The organism is Sphingobacterium zeae, assembly GCF_030818895.1.
GTDB classification, from domain to species: domain Bacteria; phylum Bacteroidota; class Bacteroidia; order Sphingobacteriales; family Sphingobacteriaceae; genus Sphingobacterium; species Sphingobacterium zeae.
The window spans coordinates 2,195,437-2,215,746 of the sequence record NZ_JAUTBA010000001.1 but is presented as its reverse complement, the minus strand read 5'-3'; the positions used below and the strand labels follow the sequence as shown (position 1 = coordinate 2,215,746).

The following is a 20,310-nucleotide window of genomic DNA, read 5'->3' as shown; positions in this document are numbered from 1 at the left end:
TCATCGTAACATTTTTTTGCTTGCTAAAAAGTAAGCGATAAGCCTAATGAATAGGTTTTATTCAATGGATACATCCGACCTAAATTATCGTCTGGATGTTCTGGATCCACATATCGCACGCCTGTGATCGTAAATAAATTGTAAGCATTTGCATAAACACGTAATCGCATCGAAGAGGATGTTTCTAAATTCGAAAAGGTGTAGCCCAATTCAACGCTTTTAAGACGTAAATAAGCTGTACTCACCCGATTAAATTCAGAATTGGATTTTGGATATCGTCCGGTGAAACCATAATAGCCCTGAACCCATTCAGTTGCGGGATCATAAGGATCTGCCAATGGATTAACAGGGTGCCAGCGGTCAAGGTATTGTTCGAGGGTTCCGCCTCCGTTTGTGCCCCATATTGCATAAAGTGGTTCCTTATATTCCATTGAACCCAAAGCTGAGCCTTGAAATAAGAGGTTCATATCGAAATTTTTATACGCGGTTTCGAGGTTGAAACTATAATTCACCCAAGGCGTCTGGTCAAAGGCAAATGGATGTTCATCCTGATCGTTGATTTCACCATCCCCGTTCCAATCTAGGTATTTATAATCTCCAGGCAATACATCACGTTCCTTGTAAATTGGATAACTCCAGATATCGGCCCAATTTTCAAAGCGTCCTGCCGATTCATAGCCAAATTGTATCCCTTGATACCGGTCGTTGAAGTTGTCATTACGCCAACGGTCGTACGAGTTTTTGTATGGGCCATTTTGAACAGCTGTGAGATATTTATTTCTAGTCACCGTGGCAATCGCGCGAATATTATAGGAGAAATCGTTGATTTTATTACGATGTTTCAATTCCAATTCTAATCCCATATGACGATCACTATTGGCATTTTCCATCGGGGCTATGGCCCCAATTACTGTAGGGAATTCACTTGTACGCCGTTGAAATAATCCTGATCGCGTACGTTCAAAATAATCCAAGGTAAAACCGAACAATCCGTTCCAGCCTTCAAAATCTAAACCTACATTAAAGGTTTTCGCTTTATACCAAGTAATTAACTCGTTAGCGATAGCCTTTCGACTTACACCCGTAATGTATTTATCACCGAACATATAGCCTGGTGCATATTGATTGTTGTATCCATTTTCAGCGTTTCCGCTGGTTGCAGGATAAACATAACCTGGTACCCAACCAAAATCCCATGAGTCTGACAAATCATCGCCCAGCACACCATAACTGCCTCGTAATTTCAGTTGATTAACAAAAGAGAGAGCGTCGATCGATTTAAAAAACGGCTCTTCAGAGATACGCCAGCCTACAGAAGCGGAAGGGAAAAAACCCCATTGATGCCCTTTTGCAAAACGGGAAGATCCATCATAGCGAAACTGGAATTCGGCAATATAACGTCCAGCAAAATCATAGTTAACACGTCCAAATAGCGCAGACTTCGCTTCATTATAATAGTCACCGATCCCACCATACATGGAAGTCATTTGTCCATCTTCTACACCAGCGAGCAATTGATCTGAACCAAAAGCAAGATTTTTCAATCCATAGAAGTTATCGCCATCGTTTTTTTGTGATTCCCAGCCGACAAGTGCAGCTAGCTTATGTTGATCCCCAAAAGTTCGATCATAATTCAAAATAAATTGTCCCAATACCTGTTGCTTGTCATAAAACTCCCGCTTCATTTGATTTGGACTACTCAAGTTATAGAGTTTCTGATCATATTTACCCGTTGTTTTATTCAACGCATACTGATAATATTCCTTTCTGAATAGGGAATTGTTATCTGCACGGTAATCGTAACTAATCAATGCCTTTGCCGAAAATCCTTGAAGAAAAGGAGATAAATTACTCAGATCATAATTCAACGCGGCGGAAGATTGAAAGGTCTTCTTTTTGAATTTGCGATAACCGGAAATAGATGCATCCATCATCGCGACTGTATTTTGCTCTAGATCAAGCCCCTCATAATTTAGCAAGGTATTGTCAGGATCTGCGTATGCAGGGAACAATACACCCTGACGCCAATAATTCCGAATGATATCAACAGCACTGTTGTAAGGATTATTTTGCTGATCGGCCATGCCACTGATATTTAAGTCAAGTTTCAATCCCTTGGCCAATTCTGCCGAAATATTAGACCGTAAGTTGTATTTATTATAATTGAGATCACCTGATTTAAAAAAGCCTTGCTGGTAGGAATAACCACCCCCAATAAAATATTGAACTTTATTACTTCCACCAGAAAAGCTAACATCGTGTTGAGTCTGCGGCGCATATTTTGAAAAAATCAGACCCGTCCAATCGGACGAACGTCGTGTACCATTTCTAAAATCTTCAAAATCCTTTTCGGTATATATGGGGCTACCACCATTGATATTGTTCATGGATTTCTCATTGTAGACCGTCATGGCGCTGATTGCATCAGCCAATACAGGCAGTCCCGAAGGCCTTTGAAAAGTATAAGATCCATTATAATTGACGATCGTCTTCCCTTCTTTTCCCTTTTTTGTCGTTACAAGTACAACACCATTTGCCGACCTCACCCCATAAATAGCAGCCGATGCATCCTTCAGTACCGAAACGTCTTCAATATCACTTGGATTGAGACGCTGAAAGTCTTCACTTGTACGGGGTACCCCGTCAATTACGACTAAAGGAGCTCCCATACCACGTATATCAAAATTAGCACTATAAGCTCCTGGCTCTGCACTCTTCTGCCAAACGCGTACACCGGCCACCCGACCAGTTAGCATATTCTGTGGATTTTCGTTTTTCGTCTGCCTCATTTCTGTCCCCTTGACAGATGCAATGGCACCGGTTAGTGATTGTTTACGCTGCGTACCATAACCCACTACGACAACTGTTTCCAGCTGCATGTCATCGCTTTGCAATACGATATTAATGGTGGATTTACCCTCAGTAACCACCTCCTTTGCACTGAAACCGAGGGATTTAAATAATAGCTTTTTACCTTCAGGAACACTAATGGAATAGCTTCCGTCCGCATTAGTCGTTGTCTCTATACGACTATCTGCGTTCTGAACAGATATCGTCACTCCAGCAATCGGCTTATTGTTACTATCCAATACTTTTCCCCTGACATTCCGTTGTTGGGCCCATCCGATCGACGGAATACCCAGCGCCATCAGCACAAGCAGTGTGCTGATTCGCCGCCTCGATTTCCCTATATCCTTTTTCATCTTAATAAATTGGTTTTAACTAGTGATTGTGCTATTTGAAGTATTTCATGAGCGTTTAGGCTCGGTTTTATTGGTATTTGTTTCTAAAATAAATCTTGCTCCCGTTGATCTTCTACCTCATCCTGTTATTTCCCGTTATGATCGTGAGATAGCATTGCGTACTGTGCCGCATAGGCAAACATGAACATTCCCTCTAGGTTGTTTTTACCTGTGTCTGCATGCCACCCCCCGAGAAGATCTTGCGGTAATAAGCCTGAACGCAGAAAGTGTGTGTATCCATAGTCCAAATTCTGTTGAAAGGATTGCTTATAACTTCCAGCCTTTTTAAAAACTGGGGAAATCTGAAGAAATCCTCGAAGCAATACCCCATTAAACCAGTTGTTAAACCCATCCGACGCATAAGTATAGTGTGCAGCAACCTGCGAATCTGGTTTAGCAAAATATTGGAAACTGGCATCAGTCAACTGCTCCCCGTCTTCCAAATAGATTATTGATTGAGTGGCCCGATACAGATCGGCAGCTCCAGAAATCATTGTACCGCTGTTATAAGAAAAAGAGGTCCCAACAGCTTTCCTCAATTGGGTATTTTTTCGGTATTTAATGCCATCCACAATTTCGTAGGCAACACTGCAATCCGGATAACATTCTCCCATCATATCATCATATACACCTCTATCGTTCAATAGATGCTCCTTTTGCCAAGCATAAATCCTTTTAGCAAAATCCAAATAATACTCGCTCTTCCGAATCGTTTTCGAACGACGAGATTGTTGGTCTTCTATATCAATATATCGATATGTTATCAGGTCCTTCTTGGTTTTATAGATTTCGTGTAACCAAACCAGCGGGCTAACCATTGGTGCATTGCTACAGGCGTGTTTTGTTACGTAGCCCGGTCCCCAAGGTATTCCACCATTTTCACGCCCCCGATTATCGCGTGTACAGTCCCATCCATCCAGCACATAAGCAGTCAGATACTCGGCTTCCTTTAGATAAGTATCTTTACCAGTCAGACGGTACCCCTCTATCAACTCCCTTATCATCCACATCTGATCGTCATAAACATTGAGTACGCCGGTTACATTGGCTTTGCCTTTTTCCCCGACACGATCCACAGCATACACTGTCCAGTCCTTTGTCTGTGTAAAGGAAGTAAGGTTGAAGGAACCTAAATAATAGGCTGCATTACCATGGAGCTCCGCCAAAAGGTTTACATAGCGTTTATAGTTGTGATCAAATAAACGATGGTTTCCCTTTTCTTTCTGCGACTTAAGCCCACCTAAGATAGCATTGACAGCTTCTATCGAAGCGCAATACATCCATACACTTGCTTTTTCTTGGGAGCGAACCTTTGTATCCGGGTTATAAAAACGATACATAGCTTGTCGATCGGCCGAGAAATAAACTTCCATTGATCGATCAAAAAGTTCCATCGAACGGCGTAAGTTTTGCTCTTGAACAGTGTGACTGTTTTTGATATCGGCAGCGGGAAAAGATTTTTGTGCCTCGGCATATCCATACGGAACAATCATCATGAATACAGAAGCAACAATAACAAATTGCAGCTTTTTAAAGACTTTCATAAGTAATATTTTCGATTTATAATTAGTTCGAGTTTCTACCGGAAATACCTGTAGGAATTCGACCGCAAGGTAGTATTGACTGATTAGTTTTTGGGTTAAATTTGGGTTAAAACGCAAAAATAAAACGATAACCCTAGCCGCCATTTGTTTTTATATTATCATTAATGATACAAATACCCCTTGTTGATTGTAACATAGGTTTTATTTTATTGGCCGCATTTTTTTACATACTTTTAACGCTGTTAGATATTGGTAAGGGATATCCTAACCGTTACGATTGCATTAAAAGCCGACAAGAGACAACAGGTAACATGAAGCAGCTCATTGTCGACAACTAATTGGTTTAAGTTTTTGATTGTGCTATGCCACGCTGTACACTATACATTGTTTTTTTACTTTTAATTCCGAGACTTTCCCTATCTCAGGGGCTCAAGTTTAGCGCCGCGCCATGAACCTATAGATAAACGAACCTCCTACGAATTATTTAATAAAAAGGAGATTTCATTCGAGAAGCAGTTTACCTTAGCATTTCAATTATCCATTTACGCATCAAACTCTTTAGGTAATATTTTCCGTGTCAAGAATAAGGACAACAACACGATATATAATCTGTTTTATGATGAAGAGGGAGAAAACTGTATCTTCCGCCTGAATGAAGAAGGTAAAACTAGTCTGATCATCGCGAAAATAAATCAGCAGCGACTGTTTAAAGAGGAATGGATAAACATTCAGTTGACCTTTGATCTTGAAAAACAAGCCTTTAAGCTCGAGATCCAGGATCAGGCGTTTGAATCGCCAAAGGTCAAGCTACCGCGCGTATACAGTCCCCGGATTATTTTTGGAAAAAGTGATTATCTGATTGATGTACCCATGATGTCGATCAAAAATGTACGTATTGGAAATGCAACGCATCAGTACTTCTTTCCGCTAAAGGAGAATGTGGGACATATTGTCCACGATGAAGACGGCAATGCTTACGGGAGTGTTTCCAATCCAACATGGCTGATGCTAGATTCTTACAAATGGAAAAACATTTTTTCGAACAGTTCACCCTCACAAGCTGGCTCATGTTACAATCAGCGAACGAAAGAGATTTACTATTTTAATCAGGATTCCATAACCATATACAATGTAAAAACCAGTCAGACAAATAAGTTAGCGTTTCAAAACCCCTGTCCTGTTAAACTGGTTTTAGGAAATAATTTCATCGACTCCGCGACAAATAAACTCTATGTTTATGAACTTTTTTATACGCAATCGTATTTAGGTCCCACAGTCGCCAGTCTTGATCTTAAAAATTTCGAATGGAAAGTCGAGAGTTACGACCTGATCAAGAAGGAGCTAAATCATCATGGCTCTTTTTATGACGAAAGAAATCGGCAGTTCTATATTTTCGGGGGCTATGGCAATATGACATACAGTGATGAATTTAGACGTTACGATGTCGACTCCAACAAATGGCAAACCGTAGAGGGATGGTCAGGCGATAAAATTTTCCCGCGTTATTTTCTTACCGCTGGAAAAGGTACCCAAGATCATACCGCCTACATATTCGGAGGTATGGGCAATGAATCCGGAGAACATATTGTTGGACGAAAATATCTGTATGATTTTTATCAGATTAATTTGAACACTAAGAAAATCATTAAAAAATGGGACATCATGTGGAAAGACAAGCATATCGTACCAGCCCGAGGGTTGGTCTTCCCGGATGATGCGCACTTTTATGTTTTATGCTATCCAGAGTATCTAACAAAATCCAATATTCAACTCTATCGCTTTTCGATTCAAGACGGAAATTTTGCCATAGTAGGCGACTCCGTCCCGATCTACTCGGATAAAATAAGTACGCATGCCCAACTTTATATGGATAAGCAGTTAGGCAGACTCCTAGTGTTGGTTCAGGAATCAAAGGATGATATCCAATCGACATTAAAGGTCTATTCATTAAACATGACTCCTATAACTTTGACCGAGCTAAACAGCTTTCCTAGATACAATTCACACCGCAAGGTATTCCTATCCTTGATGGTATTGGGGGTAGTTGGATTAATTACTTACTTTATTTGGAGGCGAAGAAAAGGAAAAAGACAGTTAACTAATCTACTAGATGAGAAGGCACTCATCACCTACCCAATAGCAGTGACCGCTGAATTGCCAGAAAAAGATGATTTTGTTCGTCCGAATGCAGTTTTTCTCTTCGGTGAGTTTCGTGCGTTTGATCGAAACAAACGGGATGTTTCCTATTTATTTAGCACAAAGCTTAAGCAGGCATTTTGCCTCATCCTATCCCACCGATCGGGTATAAGTTCTCCATACTTCAGCCAGATGATGTGGCCTGACAAATCAGAAGATAAGGTCAAGAACTCGCGAGGAGTCACGATCAACCATTTAAGAAAAGTACTAAACGAATTTACAGGAATAGAACTTGTGCATAAGAAGGGCCGATTTATTATTGAAACAACACAAGAATTCTATTGTGATTATGTAGCATGTATCCAGTTAATGCTTGATCCTTCGTACATCAATGAAAGCAGATTAACTCAAGTCATTCAGCGGGGAAAGTTCTTGCAAGGATTGGATCACCCTGTATTTGATACCCTAAAAACTGAAGTTGAACAAAATTTGCTCCCTATTTTGTTGGCGAAACTTCAACAAGCGGATCTCGCACATCAACATAAAAAAAGCATTGCGTTAGCCCATGCCATACTGTTATTGGATCCCTTGAATGAGCAGGCTATTTTCTCTCAAGTAAGAGCGATGTTTGCCTTACATCAGCAAGAGGATGCCCGTATAAAATTTCAACAATTCTGCCTCAATTATAAACAGCTGATGAACGAAGATTTCCCATACCAACTGGATAAAATTATATAGCCCCCAGTTTAGGTCGCCCCCCCCTAGCGGTGACGATTTACAAATTGTTTTTTCAGCATATACAATTTATAATGATCGTACAAGCCGATAATTAGAAGAACAAAACAGACTATGTAAAAAGTTTTGTTCGATAAGTAGGTAAAAGAAATACCACTTAAAAGCCCACCGAGTACATAAGCTCCCACAATGCTCAAGAGCAAATGAAATTTATCCACCAATGCCTTATTATTTCGGTTTGATTCTTTTGTAAACATCGAAATTAATATGGCAAGATCTGTTGTCAACCCAGTTAAATGTGTAGTTTTTACGACAAAATTTGATATGCTCGCCGTTAAACCATTTTGTAATCCCATCGCAAACAATAATGCACCAACAAGTATCTCTGTTTCCTTTAAAGAGTCCTCATAAAAGACATCCAGATATATCCCTACAAATAATATACTCAATATTTCCAACGCCAAGGGAATAGAATGAGTCAGGTAGGAACTAAAACGTCCTTTACCGTGGATAATGATGAGATTCGAAAGCATGCTTCCCGTCAAAAAAAGTAATATCCAAAACAGCACCACTGCCCCTTGATACCAATTCCCTTTCGCTATCTCCTGCGCAAAAACGGCATAATAACCGGTTACATTGGATGTAAACGAGAAAAAGACAATAACGGAAGCGACATTGACCATTCCCGCCGAAAAAGCGGTAATCCCTCCCAACTTGATATTATCTTCGATGGTCCTATGATTGCTATATTTTCTCAGCATATTTTTCCTTTCCTCCTTTTTTCAACACGATACGCGCTATACCTTTTGTCTGCATATCCAAATTAAGGTGCAGCACCAATTGGTTTTTGTTCAGTTTCTGAATAACAAAACTTTCGATAAGCTCATCATTCTTTCGAAGCTCAAGGATGTGACCCCTCCCCTTCAAAAACCAGTTGTATTGTTGATCCTCATGATGTGCAATAAAATTTTTATCACCCATCCTCTCAAAATGCCATAACCCATCCTGCAACGGAGGAAGATGAGCTATTGCGGCATCTTTTATTCCTTCATGAATAACAGTCTGCTTTTTAAACATAGGTGACTTCTCCACTTTCTCAAAGTACCAACCTTGCTCTTCCCACTCGCCTTCTAAAAGCCGCTCAGGGTTTTCATAAAAAACAACCATTGAACTCGCTCCCAAAAGCAGAAAAGTCAACAATACAAAGTTGAATTTTGCCAGTATTTTTCTCTTAATAATTAACATCCCATTTTTTGTTAAAAAATAAATCCGCTAACACATTCCTCCCGGTTTTGTTTGTTCCAGGTTTTTCGACAATCCTCACATTCTTCTGTTTACTTCTGTTCAAAAGAAGCAAAGCCTGTCCGACGTCGAAAAAGTGCCGTGTTCTTTTTTCAAATTGATAATCTGTTGGAACTTTGACTTCATCAATCCGAGCTCCACGCAAATAATGCTTTAAATAATTGAGATTGTCCGAGCTGAGGATATCGGTATAGATTGTTAGCCTACGATTTTCATACCGATGACAGATCATTTGGCAGGCTTTCAAGAAATCTTCGGATTGAAGATTGCTGAGTTGGTCTTCCAACGTGATTCCTAATAATTCACTGATCGAAGTACTACTCTTATTCCCATAGACTAGAATGATGTCAAGCTCTTCTGCCGTCGATTGTTCGATGCTATGAATAACAAAAAAAAGCGAATCAATTGTAAAATCACTTGGGATTAATACCCGCGTTGCCTTTGCCATATCCAATTATTTTTATACAAAATTAATAGGCCACCATGGCAATCGAATGAATCTGGAATTAACTTTCTATTAGAATGTATGAACGGATATTAAAATGAGATTAAAAAGAATACCTAGATTAAAATCAGATTAAAATTTAGTTCCGGCCTTATAGTATAATTCTGCCAGTGCCTTCCTAAAATCCGTAAAAAGCTTCTCTTGCTTGATGCGCATTTCGATCAGCTTGCTTTCTCTGCTATTGACCACAAACAAGGTTGATTCGCCTAGTTCAAACTTGTTTAACTCTCCCTTAAGTAAACGCTCCTGGTTAGTCACATTCAAAGCATGAAGTTCGAATTGCGTGCTATAAGCTAATAATTCGTTGTATTTTCTAATAACATCATTGTAAATATTGCGCTCGGTAACCGCCTGTTCGTAATGCAATTGATCTAACTTAATTCTCACCTCTTTTAATTTACCCCTTTCGCTTCGAATAAATAGGGGAAATGCAAATTCAAACCCCAGTTTATAATTCTGCCAGTTGAAATCATACTGTGGTGGTATAAAATCATTGAAACTGCGGCGGCTTGATATCAATGTTCCCGAAACCGTAAATTTTGGTTTGAGCATTTCCTTACGGTAGCGTTCCTCAATTTCGAGCTGTTGATTTTTACTCGCCAATTTGATCAATTCAGGATGGGCAATTTTGGCTGAATCTAGTAGTGCATGGATCACTTTATTGTCCGGCAAGAGAATTTCGCCAGCTGCCTTATGAGGAGCTGCATAGTCTGGAAGTTCCACTGGAAATTGCTGATCATTCCAAAGGTGATTGGACAACATAATCCGGGCATTTTTTAACTCGGCTTCATACTTCGAAAGCTCTATCCACCTTTCTTTGACCACGACAGAGGCCTCAATCGAATCAATCGCAGGTTTATCACCCAAGATGGTTTGTTCACTGATGGCCTTAAAACGTTGATCTGCTAATTTTACACCCTCCAGTAAAAACTGATACTGCTGATAGGCAAAATACCAATTCCAGTAGTCGGAGACTGCCTGGAACCAAATGCTATTGATTTGCTTGATCTTCTCGCCTTCTAAATAGCGTACCATTGCTTTTGCCTGCTGTAACGTATTTCTTCTGCTATCAATAATTAATCCTTGTCCCAGTGGTATACTTAAGCCTACGGCAGACAGGCCAGCGTTGTTCGTCCTGGATTGAGGGTTGGCATAGTCACCGACATTTCTGTCGTAAGCAATTTTAAGGTCGGCTCCAGCCAACCAAAGTGGAATTTTCAGCTCACTATTCCACTCGTTGTAGTATTCCTTATTGCCAAAGTGTTTATTTTTAAAACTTGCATTGATAGTCGGATCAAACTTACCTAATCCCTGCATCACCTGCGCCTTAGCCGTCTCACTCAATAGATTGACTTGTTTTACAATCGGATGGTTAGCCATCAAAAGTTCTTCCATGTCGCCCAAAGTGAACGTTTTACTTGCCGTATTCACCTTTTCCTGCGCGGGAAGCACATGGCATAGAAAAACATACAATACAATAAAAATGAGATTCAATTTGCTCATAGTATAATCACTTTTTTCCACTATCCTTAGGTTCACGCTCCAAACTCGGCGGAAATCCATTTAACTGTCGCCATATCTCATACCACAAAGGGACTTTATTTAAAATAATTCTTCCGAATACCCCTGACCCTTGATTTAACTGGACCGGCCAGGGTTCATCCCCTTCAGGAACCGGCGCTGTTGCGCGGACCAAGATCCTAAATCGGCCATTCGTACTGCTCACTTTATCGATAACCGACACTTTTCCTGCAAAAGTACCAACAGCCACTGAAGGCCAACCGGAAAACTGTATCGATGGCCATCCATCAAATTGTAGCCTTACATCGCTTTCCGGTGCTATCAATGGTACATCCATCGCATTTACATAAAGTTCAACAGCAAGCAAGGGATTTTTAGGCTGCAATGTCGCCACAGACTCTCCCTCTTTCATATTTTCACCTATTCCAGCTTTGAAGGTTTTGACAATAAATCCGTCCTGTGGGGCTCTAACAATATACAACCCTCTTCTCACATCGATATTGGAAATTTCATTTCTGAGTTTAGCAATATCACCTTGTACAGAAGCTTTAGAGGAAAAAGCAGAACTTAAATCAGATTGTGCTTTCGCCAAAGACTCGTTATATTTTGCACGAATGTTATTTAATTCTATTCGGGCATTGGTTAAAGATTGCCTTGAATTTGAAAGCTTATTTTCGGCACTAACAACTTTAGCTCGGTCATTCTGTAGATTTAGACGTCTTGTTTCAATATCTGTCAAAGAAAACAGTCCATCTCTATACCCTTCTTCGTAGCGCTTAAGCCGCTTTTCACTGGTCTCGAAAAAGCTCATAACCGCAACGAGTTCAGCACTATCAATTTTCACGAGATTTTGAGACTGTATCACCTTATTTTTTGCAGACTCGAGTTGAAATTCCAAACCGTTGCGTAAAGCCAGAATCTGCGCTTCGGTGGCTTTCATTTTTTGATCTGCGGCATCCTCTCCGCTTTGTTTAGCATCCAATTGCTCTTTCAAACGCAAGGGTAGCATTGGATCAAAATAAGATTGGGCAGTTTCCGAAAGCACTAAAATTGTGTCACCTTTCTTTACTTCCTGTCCCTCTGTAACCGCCCAATACTCGATACGACCGCCAATTTGATTTTGTATCGTCTGTGGTCTATCTTCTGGCCGCAGCGCGGTTACAGTACCTATTCCAGCAATTGTCTGCCTCCAAGGCAGGAATAATGCAAGCGCAAAGATAACCGCAGAGCATACCAAAAGGCGTCCCAAAACAAGTGATCCACGTTCTTTTAATAGTTTAGATACTGCATCCTGAGAGAGATCTCTCCACGAGACTGTCTTTTGACTCGTCTCATCCTTGTTAATCCACATAATTAGCAGCGTCCTCCTCCAACGCAAGATCTGTTATCGCCGCTAACTTGACTACTCCTGTCAGCATATCAAAAATTGTATTTAGATTGGTCATCAGTTTCTCGATCGCATAACCGATTTGAACGATAACGACTTCGGCAGCCACAAATTGCCCAAAAGTCATTTGTCGCTCAACAACATAATAAGATCCCAGTAAAAGCATCGCCCCAAACAGTAGGGTACGAAGCATGACAGAGCCTATGAAAAACCTTTTTAAGACCTTAAAATGATCATTGCGAGCTCCTAAATATTTACCGACAATATGATCTGTATTGTCTGTCACTGCCTGCATTTTTTCTTTGTCCCCGCGATAAAGCGCTATATTCTCCGCAACAGATTCTAGATAGGCCACCGTCTTATATTTGTATTCGGACTCTTCTATGCTCGTCCGTAATCCCCTTTTATAGTATAGCGCCAATATAATGATAACAACACAGATCACGACCAGCCCAAAAGCCAAAAACACAGGATGGTAAAAGGACAATAACACCACGCTAAAGAAGATGGTTACAACTGCAGCAATGATATCGATCAAAAGTTTAATAATCCCTTTTTGAATAATGATCACATCAAAAAATCGATTCACCAATTCCACAAGATTTTCCCCTAACAATTCCTTGGGATCAATTCGCGGAAGTCGATACGAAAATTCCATTGCTGATTTTAGAAAGATCTTCTGTTCTAAATATTCAACCAGCGTGAGTTGTCCGATCAGTAACGTGCCGGCCATGACCACGCCAAACAGCACAAAAGCAATTAAAATATAAGTAGAGCTATACATGGCTCCGTTGCTTAAAAAATTAAATATCGCTGTAATCCCTATTGGAATTGTCAGACTAAACATACCAATGACGATAGCATAAATAAATATAAAATTGATTGTTTTACGTTCGGGATGTAGGAGGCTAACCAAACGCTGCAAAGGGGATGGTCCACCATGAAATTTCGCCATAAAAATAAAAAATAGATAATTTAAAAATTATGATTTAATCCAAATACAGTTGGACAATTTCTGCTGATTACCCATTCGTCAGTGCCATTTTATGATGAGAGGGATCTCCCTTATCGCTAAAAAGTACGGTCGAACGAATTTGGCCCCCGAGATTTCGAAGCGCTTCAGCAACATTAAAAAAATGACGTGTCTTCTTTTTATAGTTATAATTGCATGGAATTCTAATTTCGTCAACAGCTTGCCCACGGAGGTAATGTCGGAGATAATTTTTATTGTCTGTACATAAAATATCGGCAAAGATATTGAGATGGCGGTCTTGATAAAGCTGATACAGCACACGACAAGCATTTAAGAAAGATTCAGATTGGAGCATATCGAGCTGATCATCCAATCCAATACCGAGCAATTCACTTGCTGAACTACTGCTTTTATTACCATATACCAGGATGATATCAATTTGCTCGGCCACCGATTCTTCTATACTCTGCCGGACAAAATCAAGCGAATCAACCGTAAAATCGCTGGGAATTAATATGCGCATTGTTTTAGCCATGCTATTTTTTTAAGCAAAGTTAAAACGCAGTTATGGCAATGGTATGAATCTAAAATTAGCTTTTCATTAGAAAGTTAACAACAGTATTAAAATTGGATTAGAAAATGCACTGAAATTAAAACTGGATTAAAATCGCAGATAAGTCGGTAATTCCACTTCAACAGTTGTCCCTTCCCCTACAATAGAGTTGACTTTCAACGAACCGCCATGCAGCTTAATGATATTTCTTGCCAAAGGTAAGCCAATTCCATAGCCATCGATACCACTCGTATTGGATGCTCTAAAATAAGGATCGTAAATATGATCTAATTCTCGGGATGGTATTCCTATCCCCTTGTCTTTTATAAGAATAAAAACTTTGTTGTCCAATGCACCTAATGCGATGTAAGCGGTTCTATCGGATGAATATTTACAGGCATTACTGATAATATTAGACAGTGCAAGCTGCAGCAAAATTTCATTTCCATTCACCTTAAGCCGCATGCTATCATCTGGCAATAGGCTAAAATCTGTTATAATCTTAAATTTATCGTTGATAGCCTTGACTGTCAGCTCGGCATCCATTACGATCTGATCAATACGAACTGGATTGAACGCTGTCGCATTGTTCACAAAACCTGTACGCGCCAGCAATAAGAGTGCTTTAGTTTTTTTTTCCAGATGCTCTGCAGATTCAATAATTTTCGATAATGTGCGTTGGTATTCCTCATTGCTGCGCTCTTTAGATAAGGCAAGATCTGCCTGCCCGATAATAGAAGTTAATGGCGTGTTCAGTTCATGGGATGCATTGCTGATAAAGTTTTTTTGAGTTTCAAAAGAGGTCTCTAACCGCGTCAACATACGGTTGAATGTCTGTGCAAGACCATGAAGTTCACCTTTATATTTCTCCTCATCCAATCGCTTATAAAGATTTTCGGAACCAATGGCCTGCACCTCCTTCATCATGGTCAATATGGGCTTTAAGAATGAGCGTTTCATGAAAACAGAAACGACAAAAATAAAGAGAATACCTAAAATCAGGCTTATAATAAGCAAGTTCCGGAGGTAAGCCAGATGATGGGTATAAAAATAATTTTCCGCAGATGCCCCAACAATATAGTGACGTCCGTTTTGCGAGAAATATTTGGTTGAATAAAATTGCTTGCCCGACTTGAAATTTGACGTTCCCTTTTTACTAATTTTATCCCAAAGTTCATGGTGGAATCCCTGGCTTCTTAAAATAGAATCCTTGCCATCAAATTCCACCAAAAATTCATGCTGATTATTGAGATTTTCAATAAAATCAAGGCTCCACTGATCTGCTTGGGAAGCAGATTCACTATTCAGGAACTTTTCAGCGGCAATATTTCGCCGGAGATCCAGCCGCTTGTAAAAATCAGTAAAAGCAAAATTCGTAACGGAATAAAAGATAAACCCAACAAAACAACTCACGTATATGACTAGGATTGCAATAAGATAGATAAGCTTACGGTTATAATTGTGCATATTGAAATATTCAGTCTTCAATTTTTAGTACATATCCCATACCAATAACCGTATGGATGGCCTTCTTTCTCGTTACTTTTTCAATCTTTTTTCTCAGATAATTCACATAAACATCGACAACATTTGATCCAATATCAAAATTAATTCCCCATATTTTGTCTAAAAGTTCAGTTCGCTCAAATACCTTTTTCGGGCTTTGAATAAACAATAAGAGCAAACGATATTCGGTACTTGTCAAAATAAGTTCCTGACCGTCGCAATAGGCTGTTTTTTTATAATCATCTATACTTAAAAAACCATAACTATAGGTGTCTTTTGATGGTTGAAGCTCACGCTGTGTGGCCTGGACAATAGACTTTTGCCGGCGAATCAATGATCGAATGCGTGCTTTAAGCTCAATAAGTTTAAATGGCTTTGAAAGATAATCATCAGCTCCATTATCAAGCCCTAAAACCACATTTTCGGGTGTTCCCAAGGCTGTGAGCATCATTACTGGAAGATCCGTATACCCCCATTGCCTGATTTGTTTACAGATATCCAGTCCATTAGTTCCTGGCAAGAGGATGTCCAACAGCACAAGTGAAACATCTTGCTTCGCCAAAAGCTGCTCCAATCCGTCCGACCGACCCAAATGAATGACCCGATAACCATCCTCGCCTAAGCCTTGTACAATCAAATCAGCGACGTCCTGCTCGTCCTCAACCAAAATAATTTTTTGCTTCTCCATATTCGTCATTACGTTTAGCTCTGTTTAATGAACTCCCATCCAAACCATAAAAATAACGTTTTGACTTAAGAGACACAAATCCCATTTTTTGCCCGAATGCACACAAAAAGAAACTTGCTCTATTTTGCAAAAGCAAAAGCGCTGTGTTCATCGATCGTGAAACAGCGCTTTCATTTAATGCTTCAAGTTAAAACATGAGGTTAAACATCATCCCCTCGAACTTTTCTGCCAAGCATAAGTTTCTCTGATTAGCACTGATAGCTATAATTTTACTTTACCCATCAACGGATCCGTCTTACTTGATTTACCAGTCTCTATATGTCCAGCATAGCGGAATTTGACCGCATGATCTTCTGAACACGTTATTTCGATATCATACCAACCTTCACTCTTGCTGCAATCGATTTCAACCAAAGCAGGATCATCCTTGCGCATTGCCTTCGCATGGAAAAGATCATAGGAACAGTCTTTAAGAAGTAAATCCCAATTTAGCGACTCTGATTGTACACAAAGAATAGGCTTTCCAGCAACTACTTTCGTATATACATCAATTGCAGGAATATGTGACTTTGCGGCTTCAATCGCACGGTAAAAACCGTTGGGGCCATGCAAAGCAAATGATATGTACTCTCCTACAATTTTATCGAGTTCCCATTCATACGCTAATTGATCCCCTTCCCATACCGTAAAATTCCAAACTTTACCCACTGGATGTCCATCGTAAGCCACATAGGAAATAACCTGATAAGGCAAACCCGCTCCCGCTTTAGCTGTATTAAGCCTTCTTTCCAAGGTTGAGCTGATGGAAAGCATCGTTGGTGTATGCTGTACTCTTAGTTGCAATTCATATGGTAAAGCACAAGCATCCTTCCATCCCTGCTCTTGCATCTGCATAGCTGCATGATACTGACCTGTCGATTTGATTTCCTTTAGTTTTTGGCTGTCGATTTTCACAAAATCTGTTGGAAGCTTTTTATTCCTGGCGGAGAATATACGTTCAACATACCCGTCTCTGTCTACCGGATTAAGCCTTGTTTTGGAAATGTTATCTACAGGACGAAAAGAAGTTGTTAAGTCGCCACAGACCATTCTTCGCCATTGACTGATGTTTTCTTCCCGTATCACCTTACCCGTTTTCTTCCCCAAAAAATGTTCTAAAAATTGAAGACAGGAGGTGTGGTCAAAAACTTCGGAATTGACCCAACCACCCTTAGACCAGGGTGAAGCTATCACCATTGGTACTCGATAGCCCAAACCAATAGGACTTTCAAAACTTACATTCTTACTATTTTTCCTTTTTCGCTCCTGTTCTAGCGTAACATATTCATCCGAAGTGTCGATTTCTGACACGGCACCCTGATCTTTGTTCCTGCTCAATGGCGGAACAAAAGGAGCTATATGGTCAAAATATCCATCATTTTCGTCATAAGTTAAGATGAAAATCGTCTTTTTCCAAACCTCAGGGTCTTTGGTCAATATATCGAGGACTTCGGATACGTACCATGCCCCATACCAAGGTGAGCCCGGATGATCCGAGAAACGACAAGGTGCCACTAACCATGACACTGTAGGTAATTGGCGATCTTCAACATCTTTTCTAAACTGATAAAAAACATCTCCGGCCGGCACCTCAACTTCCTGCCGCTTTCCACCTTCTTTATAACTTAATTTATCAAGTTTGTGAAAATTGGGATCAGCTAGATTAGTCACAAATGCATTGCGATGGATATCTTTTTCGAACTGGGATAGCTTTTCAAAATTCTCAGGGGTATAATGAATGACATCTCTTTTCAAATCTTCCAATTCCGCTTTGGCTTTGTGCAGCAATTCTTCTTTTGGATTTGTTTCCAAAAATTTATGCAGCTCTTTTACCCGTTCTTTCATCCACTGATAATGTGCCAAATGATATCTTACACCATATTGTTGGTGAAACTCCAGGTTGTTATCTGTAAAATTGGCCAACCAATCTTCCTCTTCTCCTTTAAAGCCTACTGGTAAACTTAGTTCATTTTGATAAACTTTCCACGAGACCCCTGCTTTTTGCAGTCGTTCAGGATAGGTTTTCCATTTGACATCCTTGTAGTTGATCTGACCATTGTCTACATGCGCAACAGATTCGGGATTACGGGGTTCTTCGCGCACTGTACCAGTCCAAAAATACGATCGATTAGCGCTCGTTCCCGTCAGTGACGAACAAAAATGCTGGTCACAAACCGTAAATGCATCTGCAAAAGCATAATAAAAAGGAATATCTGCACGGTTATAATAACCCATTGTTAAAGGCATGGCCTTATATTCTGAATTACCAGAGCTCTTTGCTTCCAACCAATTATCCATTTTCCCGTCATGACGAGCCGCAACCATATCACGCCAGCCATGCGGAAGCGACCCCATCCAAGTCGATTTACTATTGACGATATCTAAATGGAAAGGTGCAAAATATGCACCTTCCTTATTTCCTTGTATCCATACAGGTAAACCATTCGGTAATTTCATTGCGCGGGGATCGTTAAAGCCACGTACGCCCTTCAAAGTTCCAAAACAATGGTCAAACGATCTATTTTCCTGCATCAAAAATACAACATGTTCGGCATCCAAAAAAGTTGATCCTTTTGGAGCTTCAATCGCCAATGCTTTTTGTATTGATTCAGGCAGCCAGTTTATAGCGACTGTACTCCCAGCCAGCATGGCTGCTTTTTTTAAAAATACCCTCCTTGAATCCATTATTTTAACCACCAAGCCTGTAAATTAATATTGTCATTTCCGCCAAATTGTGATTTGATCGCTTCAGATACATTCGCAGTATTATTATTGTACTCATCTTGAGGATACATCCAGCGATAGGCTGTTTTCACATTCGCAGATTTACGGAAACTCGGATATCCTGTGCGCAAATGATCAAAATAAGCCGAGTATCCCCCCTGATGAAATGAGCGTAGGTATTTCTGCATCAAGATACGTTCTAGCTTTTGCTCATTGGAGCTAGCTCCGTCAAGACTTACCGAATTTTGTTCAAGATATTTGGCCGCTTGTGCTTCATTTGTATAAGTTCCTAAATTTTTCGCATATTTTTCATAAAATTTGAACGATGCCTGTACTCCTTTGGTATACGTTGCATTGAGATCGCCCGTTATCCAACCTTTCAAAATGGCTTCAGCCAAAATAAACTGCATCTCCGAACAGCCCAATAAGACCAATGGCTCAGCTGTGGGATCTTGATAAAATCGTTCGTGGACTTTCGATAATTTACCTAATACAGCTTTTGCATTCACCTGTGCATAAGGAACAATCGGATCACCGCCTTCATAAGCCGTAAAGTCATTAATCGCTTTACCCGCTTCTTTACCCAGTCTTGTTTGTGTAGCGACGACAAATAACCGCGGATCTTTCAGGTCCTGCAATCGTTGGATAAATGTTGAATCCATATACATTCCCGATCCATAACCGCTAGAGTTAAACTCCGGATAACGATTACCCTCTTGATTCAAAAAGACGAGTTGCCCATCTTCAGCACCACTAACATCAGTGATTCTAGACTCATTGGTAAATATTTTTGAAAATTCTGTTGCTGCATTAAATGGGAGATCAGTCGATTTGTTCGAAAGCGTCAATAATACTTTTAGGCGAAATGAATTGACTAACTTGTTCCAATTACCACTATTTCCACCATAAATAATATCCCCATTTATGGTGTTTTTGTTCTTCTTCAGAATAATACTTGCTTCCTCAAGTTCCTTCAATACCCCCACCAAAACGTCTTTCTGTGTATCGTATTTCGGTGCAAAAATTGCAGAATTTTCACCCTTTGCTGCATCTGAATAAGGGACATCACCAAACGTTAAGGTAAGATTATAAAAATAATACGCACGGAAAAATTTTGCTAATGCCAAATAACTTTCAGCGCCAATACGTTCAGCTTCTTCAGTCATCTTGGTAATATTGCGAAGATTACCATATTGCTCAAAGCTTCCTCGTTGCCAATTATAAATTTGATTCGCATTTTCACCATCCGTTTGCACAATCATTTTCAAGGCATATAGTGGTGAGGTACCGTGCCAGGTCCGAAAAGCATCCCATTCTACCTTCGTCAATAAAGCTTGCGGGTGGGTTGTCGTCGCTTCATTTGGATTAACATTTACTTCAGTCAATTTCTGACAAGAAGTCATGATTGAAAGAGAAAATAATCCAAGAAATATATGTTTATTAAATAATTTCATC

The 20,310-nt window shown here is 39.9% G+C and carries 14 protein-coding genes; 1 reads left to right on the top strand and 13 read right to left on the bottom strand.

The window, feature by feature from the left end:
* Positions 1–23: 23 nt before the first annotated feature.
* The gene (locus tag QE382_RS09040; RefSeq protein WP_307185606.1) at positions 24–3,203 is read right to left on the bottom strand and encodes a SusC/RagA family TonB-linked outer membrane protein; all 3,180 of its coding nucleotides are present in this window, start codon (positions 3,201–3,203) and stop codon (positions 24–26) included.
* A gap of 125 nt (positions 3,204–3,328) precedes the next feature.
* Positions 3,329–4,786, bottom strand: a complete 1,458-nt coding sequence (locus QE382_RS09035; RefSeq protein WP_307185605.1) for a glycoside hydrolase family 76 protein — start codon at positions 4,784–4,786, stop codon at positions 3,329–3,331.
* 732 nt (positions 4,787–5,518) lie between these two features.
* On the opposite strand from QE382_RS09035, the gene QE382_RS09030 reads away from it, so the two are divergent.
* Positions 5,519–7,660 (top strand): Kelch repeat-containing protein, encoded by a 2,142-nt coding sequence (locus QE382_RS09030; protein ID WP_307185604.1) that lies wholly within the window; start codon positions 5,519–5,521, stop codon positions 7,658–7,660.
* A gap of 23 nt (positions 7,661–7,683) precedes the next feature.
* On the opposite strand, the gene QE382_RS09025 is transcribed toward QE382_RS09030, so the two are convergent.
* The 11 genes from QE382_RS09025 to QE382_RS08975 all read right to left on the bottom strand — a co-directional run bounded on the left by QE382_RS09025 (position 7,684) and on the right by QE382_RS08975 (position 20,309).
* A complete protein-coding gene (locus QE382_RS09025; RefSeq protein WP_307185603.1) occupies positions 7,684–8,418 on the bottom strand; it encodes a YoaK family protein in 735 nt (244 codons plus the stop codon).
* Positions 8,402–8,902, bottom strand: a complete 501-nt coding sequence (locus QE382_RS09020; protein ID WP_293954572.1) for a hypothetical protein — start codon at positions 8,900–8,902, stop codon at positions 8,402–8,404. Before QE382_RS09020 ends, QE382_RS09025 begins: the two co-directional genes overlap by 17 nt.
* Entirely contained in the window at positions 8,889–9,407 is a 519-nt protein-coding gene (locus QE382_RS09015; RefSeq protein ID WP_307185602.1) for a hypothetical protein, read from the bottom strand. The genes QE382_RS09020 and QE382_RS09015 overlap by 14 nt, the downstream gene beginning before the upstream one ends.
* Positions 9,408–9,536: 129 nt before the next feature.
* Positions 9,537–10,967 carry a TolC family protein gene (locus QE382_RS09010; protein WP_307185601.1) on the bottom strand — a complete coding sequence of 477 codons (1,431 nt, stop codon included), beginning with the start codon at positions 10,965–10,967 and terminating at the stop codon, positions 9,537–9,539.
* Positions 10,968–10,974: 7 nt separating this feature from the next.
* The gene (locus QE382_RS09005; RefSeq protein ID WP_307185600.1) at positions 10,975–12,336 is read right to left on the bottom strand and encodes an HlyD family secretion protein; all 1,362 of its coding nucleotides are present in this window, start codon (positions 12,334–12,336) and stop codon (positions 10,975–10,977) included.
* Positions 12,326–13,327 (bottom strand): ABC transporter transmembrane domain-containing protein, encoded by a 1,002-nt coding sequence (locus QE382_RS09000; RefSeq protein ID WP_307185599.1) that lies wholly within the window; start codon positions 13,325–13,327, stop codon positions 12,326–12,328. The genes QE382_RS09005 and QE382_RS09000 overlap by 11 nt, the downstream gene beginning before the upstream one ends.
* Positions 13,328–13,394: 67 nt before the next feature.
* On the bottom strand, positions 13,395–13,868 hold the full coding sequence (locus tag QE382_RS08995; RefSeq protein WP_307185598.1) for a hypothetical protein: 474 nt from the start codon (positions 13,866–13,868) through the stop codon (positions 13,395–13,397).
* Between the two features lie 138 nt (positions 13,869–14,006).
* Positions 14,007–15,365, bottom strand: coding sequence for a HAMP domain-containing sensor histidine kinase (locus tag QE382_RS08990; protein WP_209574868.1), 1,359 nt, complete (start codon positions 15,363–15,365; stop codon positions 14,007–14,009).
* A 10-nt stretch (positions 15,366–15,375) separates the two neighbouring features.
* Positions 15,376–16,092, bottom strand: a complete 717-nt coding sequence (locus QE382_RS08985; RefSeq protein WP_209574870.1) for a response regulator transcription factor — start codon at positions 16,090–16,092, stop codon at positions 15,376–15,378.
* Positions 16,093–16,353: 261 nt separating this feature from the next.
* Positions 16,354–18,816 carry a phosphocholine-specific phospholipase C gene (locus QE382_RS08980; protein WP_307185597.1) on the bottom strand — a complete coding sequence of 821 codons (2,463 nt, stop codon included), beginning with the start codon at positions 18,814–18,816 and terminating at the stop codon, positions 16,354–16,356.
* On the bottom strand, positions 18,816–20,309 hold the full coding sequence (locus QE382_RS08975) for a SusD/RagB family nutrient-binding outer membrane lipoprotein (RefSeq protein ID WP_307185596.1): 1,494 nt from the start codon (positions 20,307–20,309) through the stop codon (positions 18,816–18,818). The genes QE382_RS08980 and QE382_RS08975 overlap by 1 nt, the downstream gene beginning before the upstream one ends.
* Position 20,310 lies beyond the last annotated feature (1 nt).

Excerpts from the sequence above, each read along its gene's own strand:
- QE382_RS09015 (WP_307185602.1), bottom strand. The coding sequence starts at position 9,407 with ATGGCAAAGGCAACGCGGGTATTAATCCCAAGTGATTTTACAATTGAT.
- QE382_RS09040 (WP_307185606.1), bottom strand. The coding sequence starts at position 3,203 with ATGAAAAAGGATATAGGGAAATCGAGGCGGCGAATCAGCACACTGCTT.
- QE382_RS08975 (WP_307185596.1), bottom strand. The coding sequence starts at position 20,309 with ATGAAATTATTTAATAAACATATATTTCTTGGATTATTTTCTCTTTCA.
- QE382_RS09000 (WP_307185599.1), bottom strand. The coding sequence starts at position 13,327 with ATGGCGAAATTTCATGGTGGACCATCCCCTTTGCAGCGTTTGGTTAGC.
- QE382_RS08980 (WP_307185597.1), bottom strand. The coding sequence starts at position 18,816 with ATGGATTCAAGGAGGGTATTTTTAAAAAAAGCAGCCATGCTGGCTGGG.
- QE382_RS09035 (WP_307185605.1), bottom strand. The coding sequence starts at position 4,786 with ATGAAAGTCTTTAAAAAGCTGCAATTTGTTATTGTTGCTTCTGTATTC.
- QE382_RS08995 (WP_307185598.1), bottom strand. The coding sequence starts at position 13,868 with ATGCGCATATTAATTCCCAGCGATTTTACGGTTGATTCGCTTGATTTT.
- QE382_RS09010 (WP_307185601.1), bottom strand. The coding sequence starts at position 10,967 with ATGAGCAAATTGAATCTCATTTTTATTGTATTGTATGTTTTTCTATGC.
- QE382_RS09005 (WP_307185600.1), bottom strand. The coding sequence starts at position 12,336 with ATGTGGATTAACAAGGATGAGACGAGTCAAAAGACAGTCTCGTGGAGA.
- QE382_RS08985 (WP_209574870.1), bottom strand. The coding sequence starts at position 16,092 with ATGGAGAAGCAAAAAATTATTTTGGTTGAGGACGAGCAGGACGTCGCT.
- QE382_RS09025 (WP_307185603.1), bottom strand. The coding sequence starts at position 8,418 with ATGCTGAGAAAATATAGCAATCATAGGACCATCGAAGATAATATCAAG.
- QE382_RS08990 (WP_209574868.1), bottom strand. The coding sequence starts at position 15,365 with ATGCACAATTATAACCGTAAGCTTATCTATCTTATTGCAATCCTAGTC.
- QE382_RS09020 (WP_293954572.1), bottom strand. The coding sequence starts at position 8,902 with ATGTTAATTATTAAGAGAAAAATACTGGCAAAATTCAACTTTGTATTG.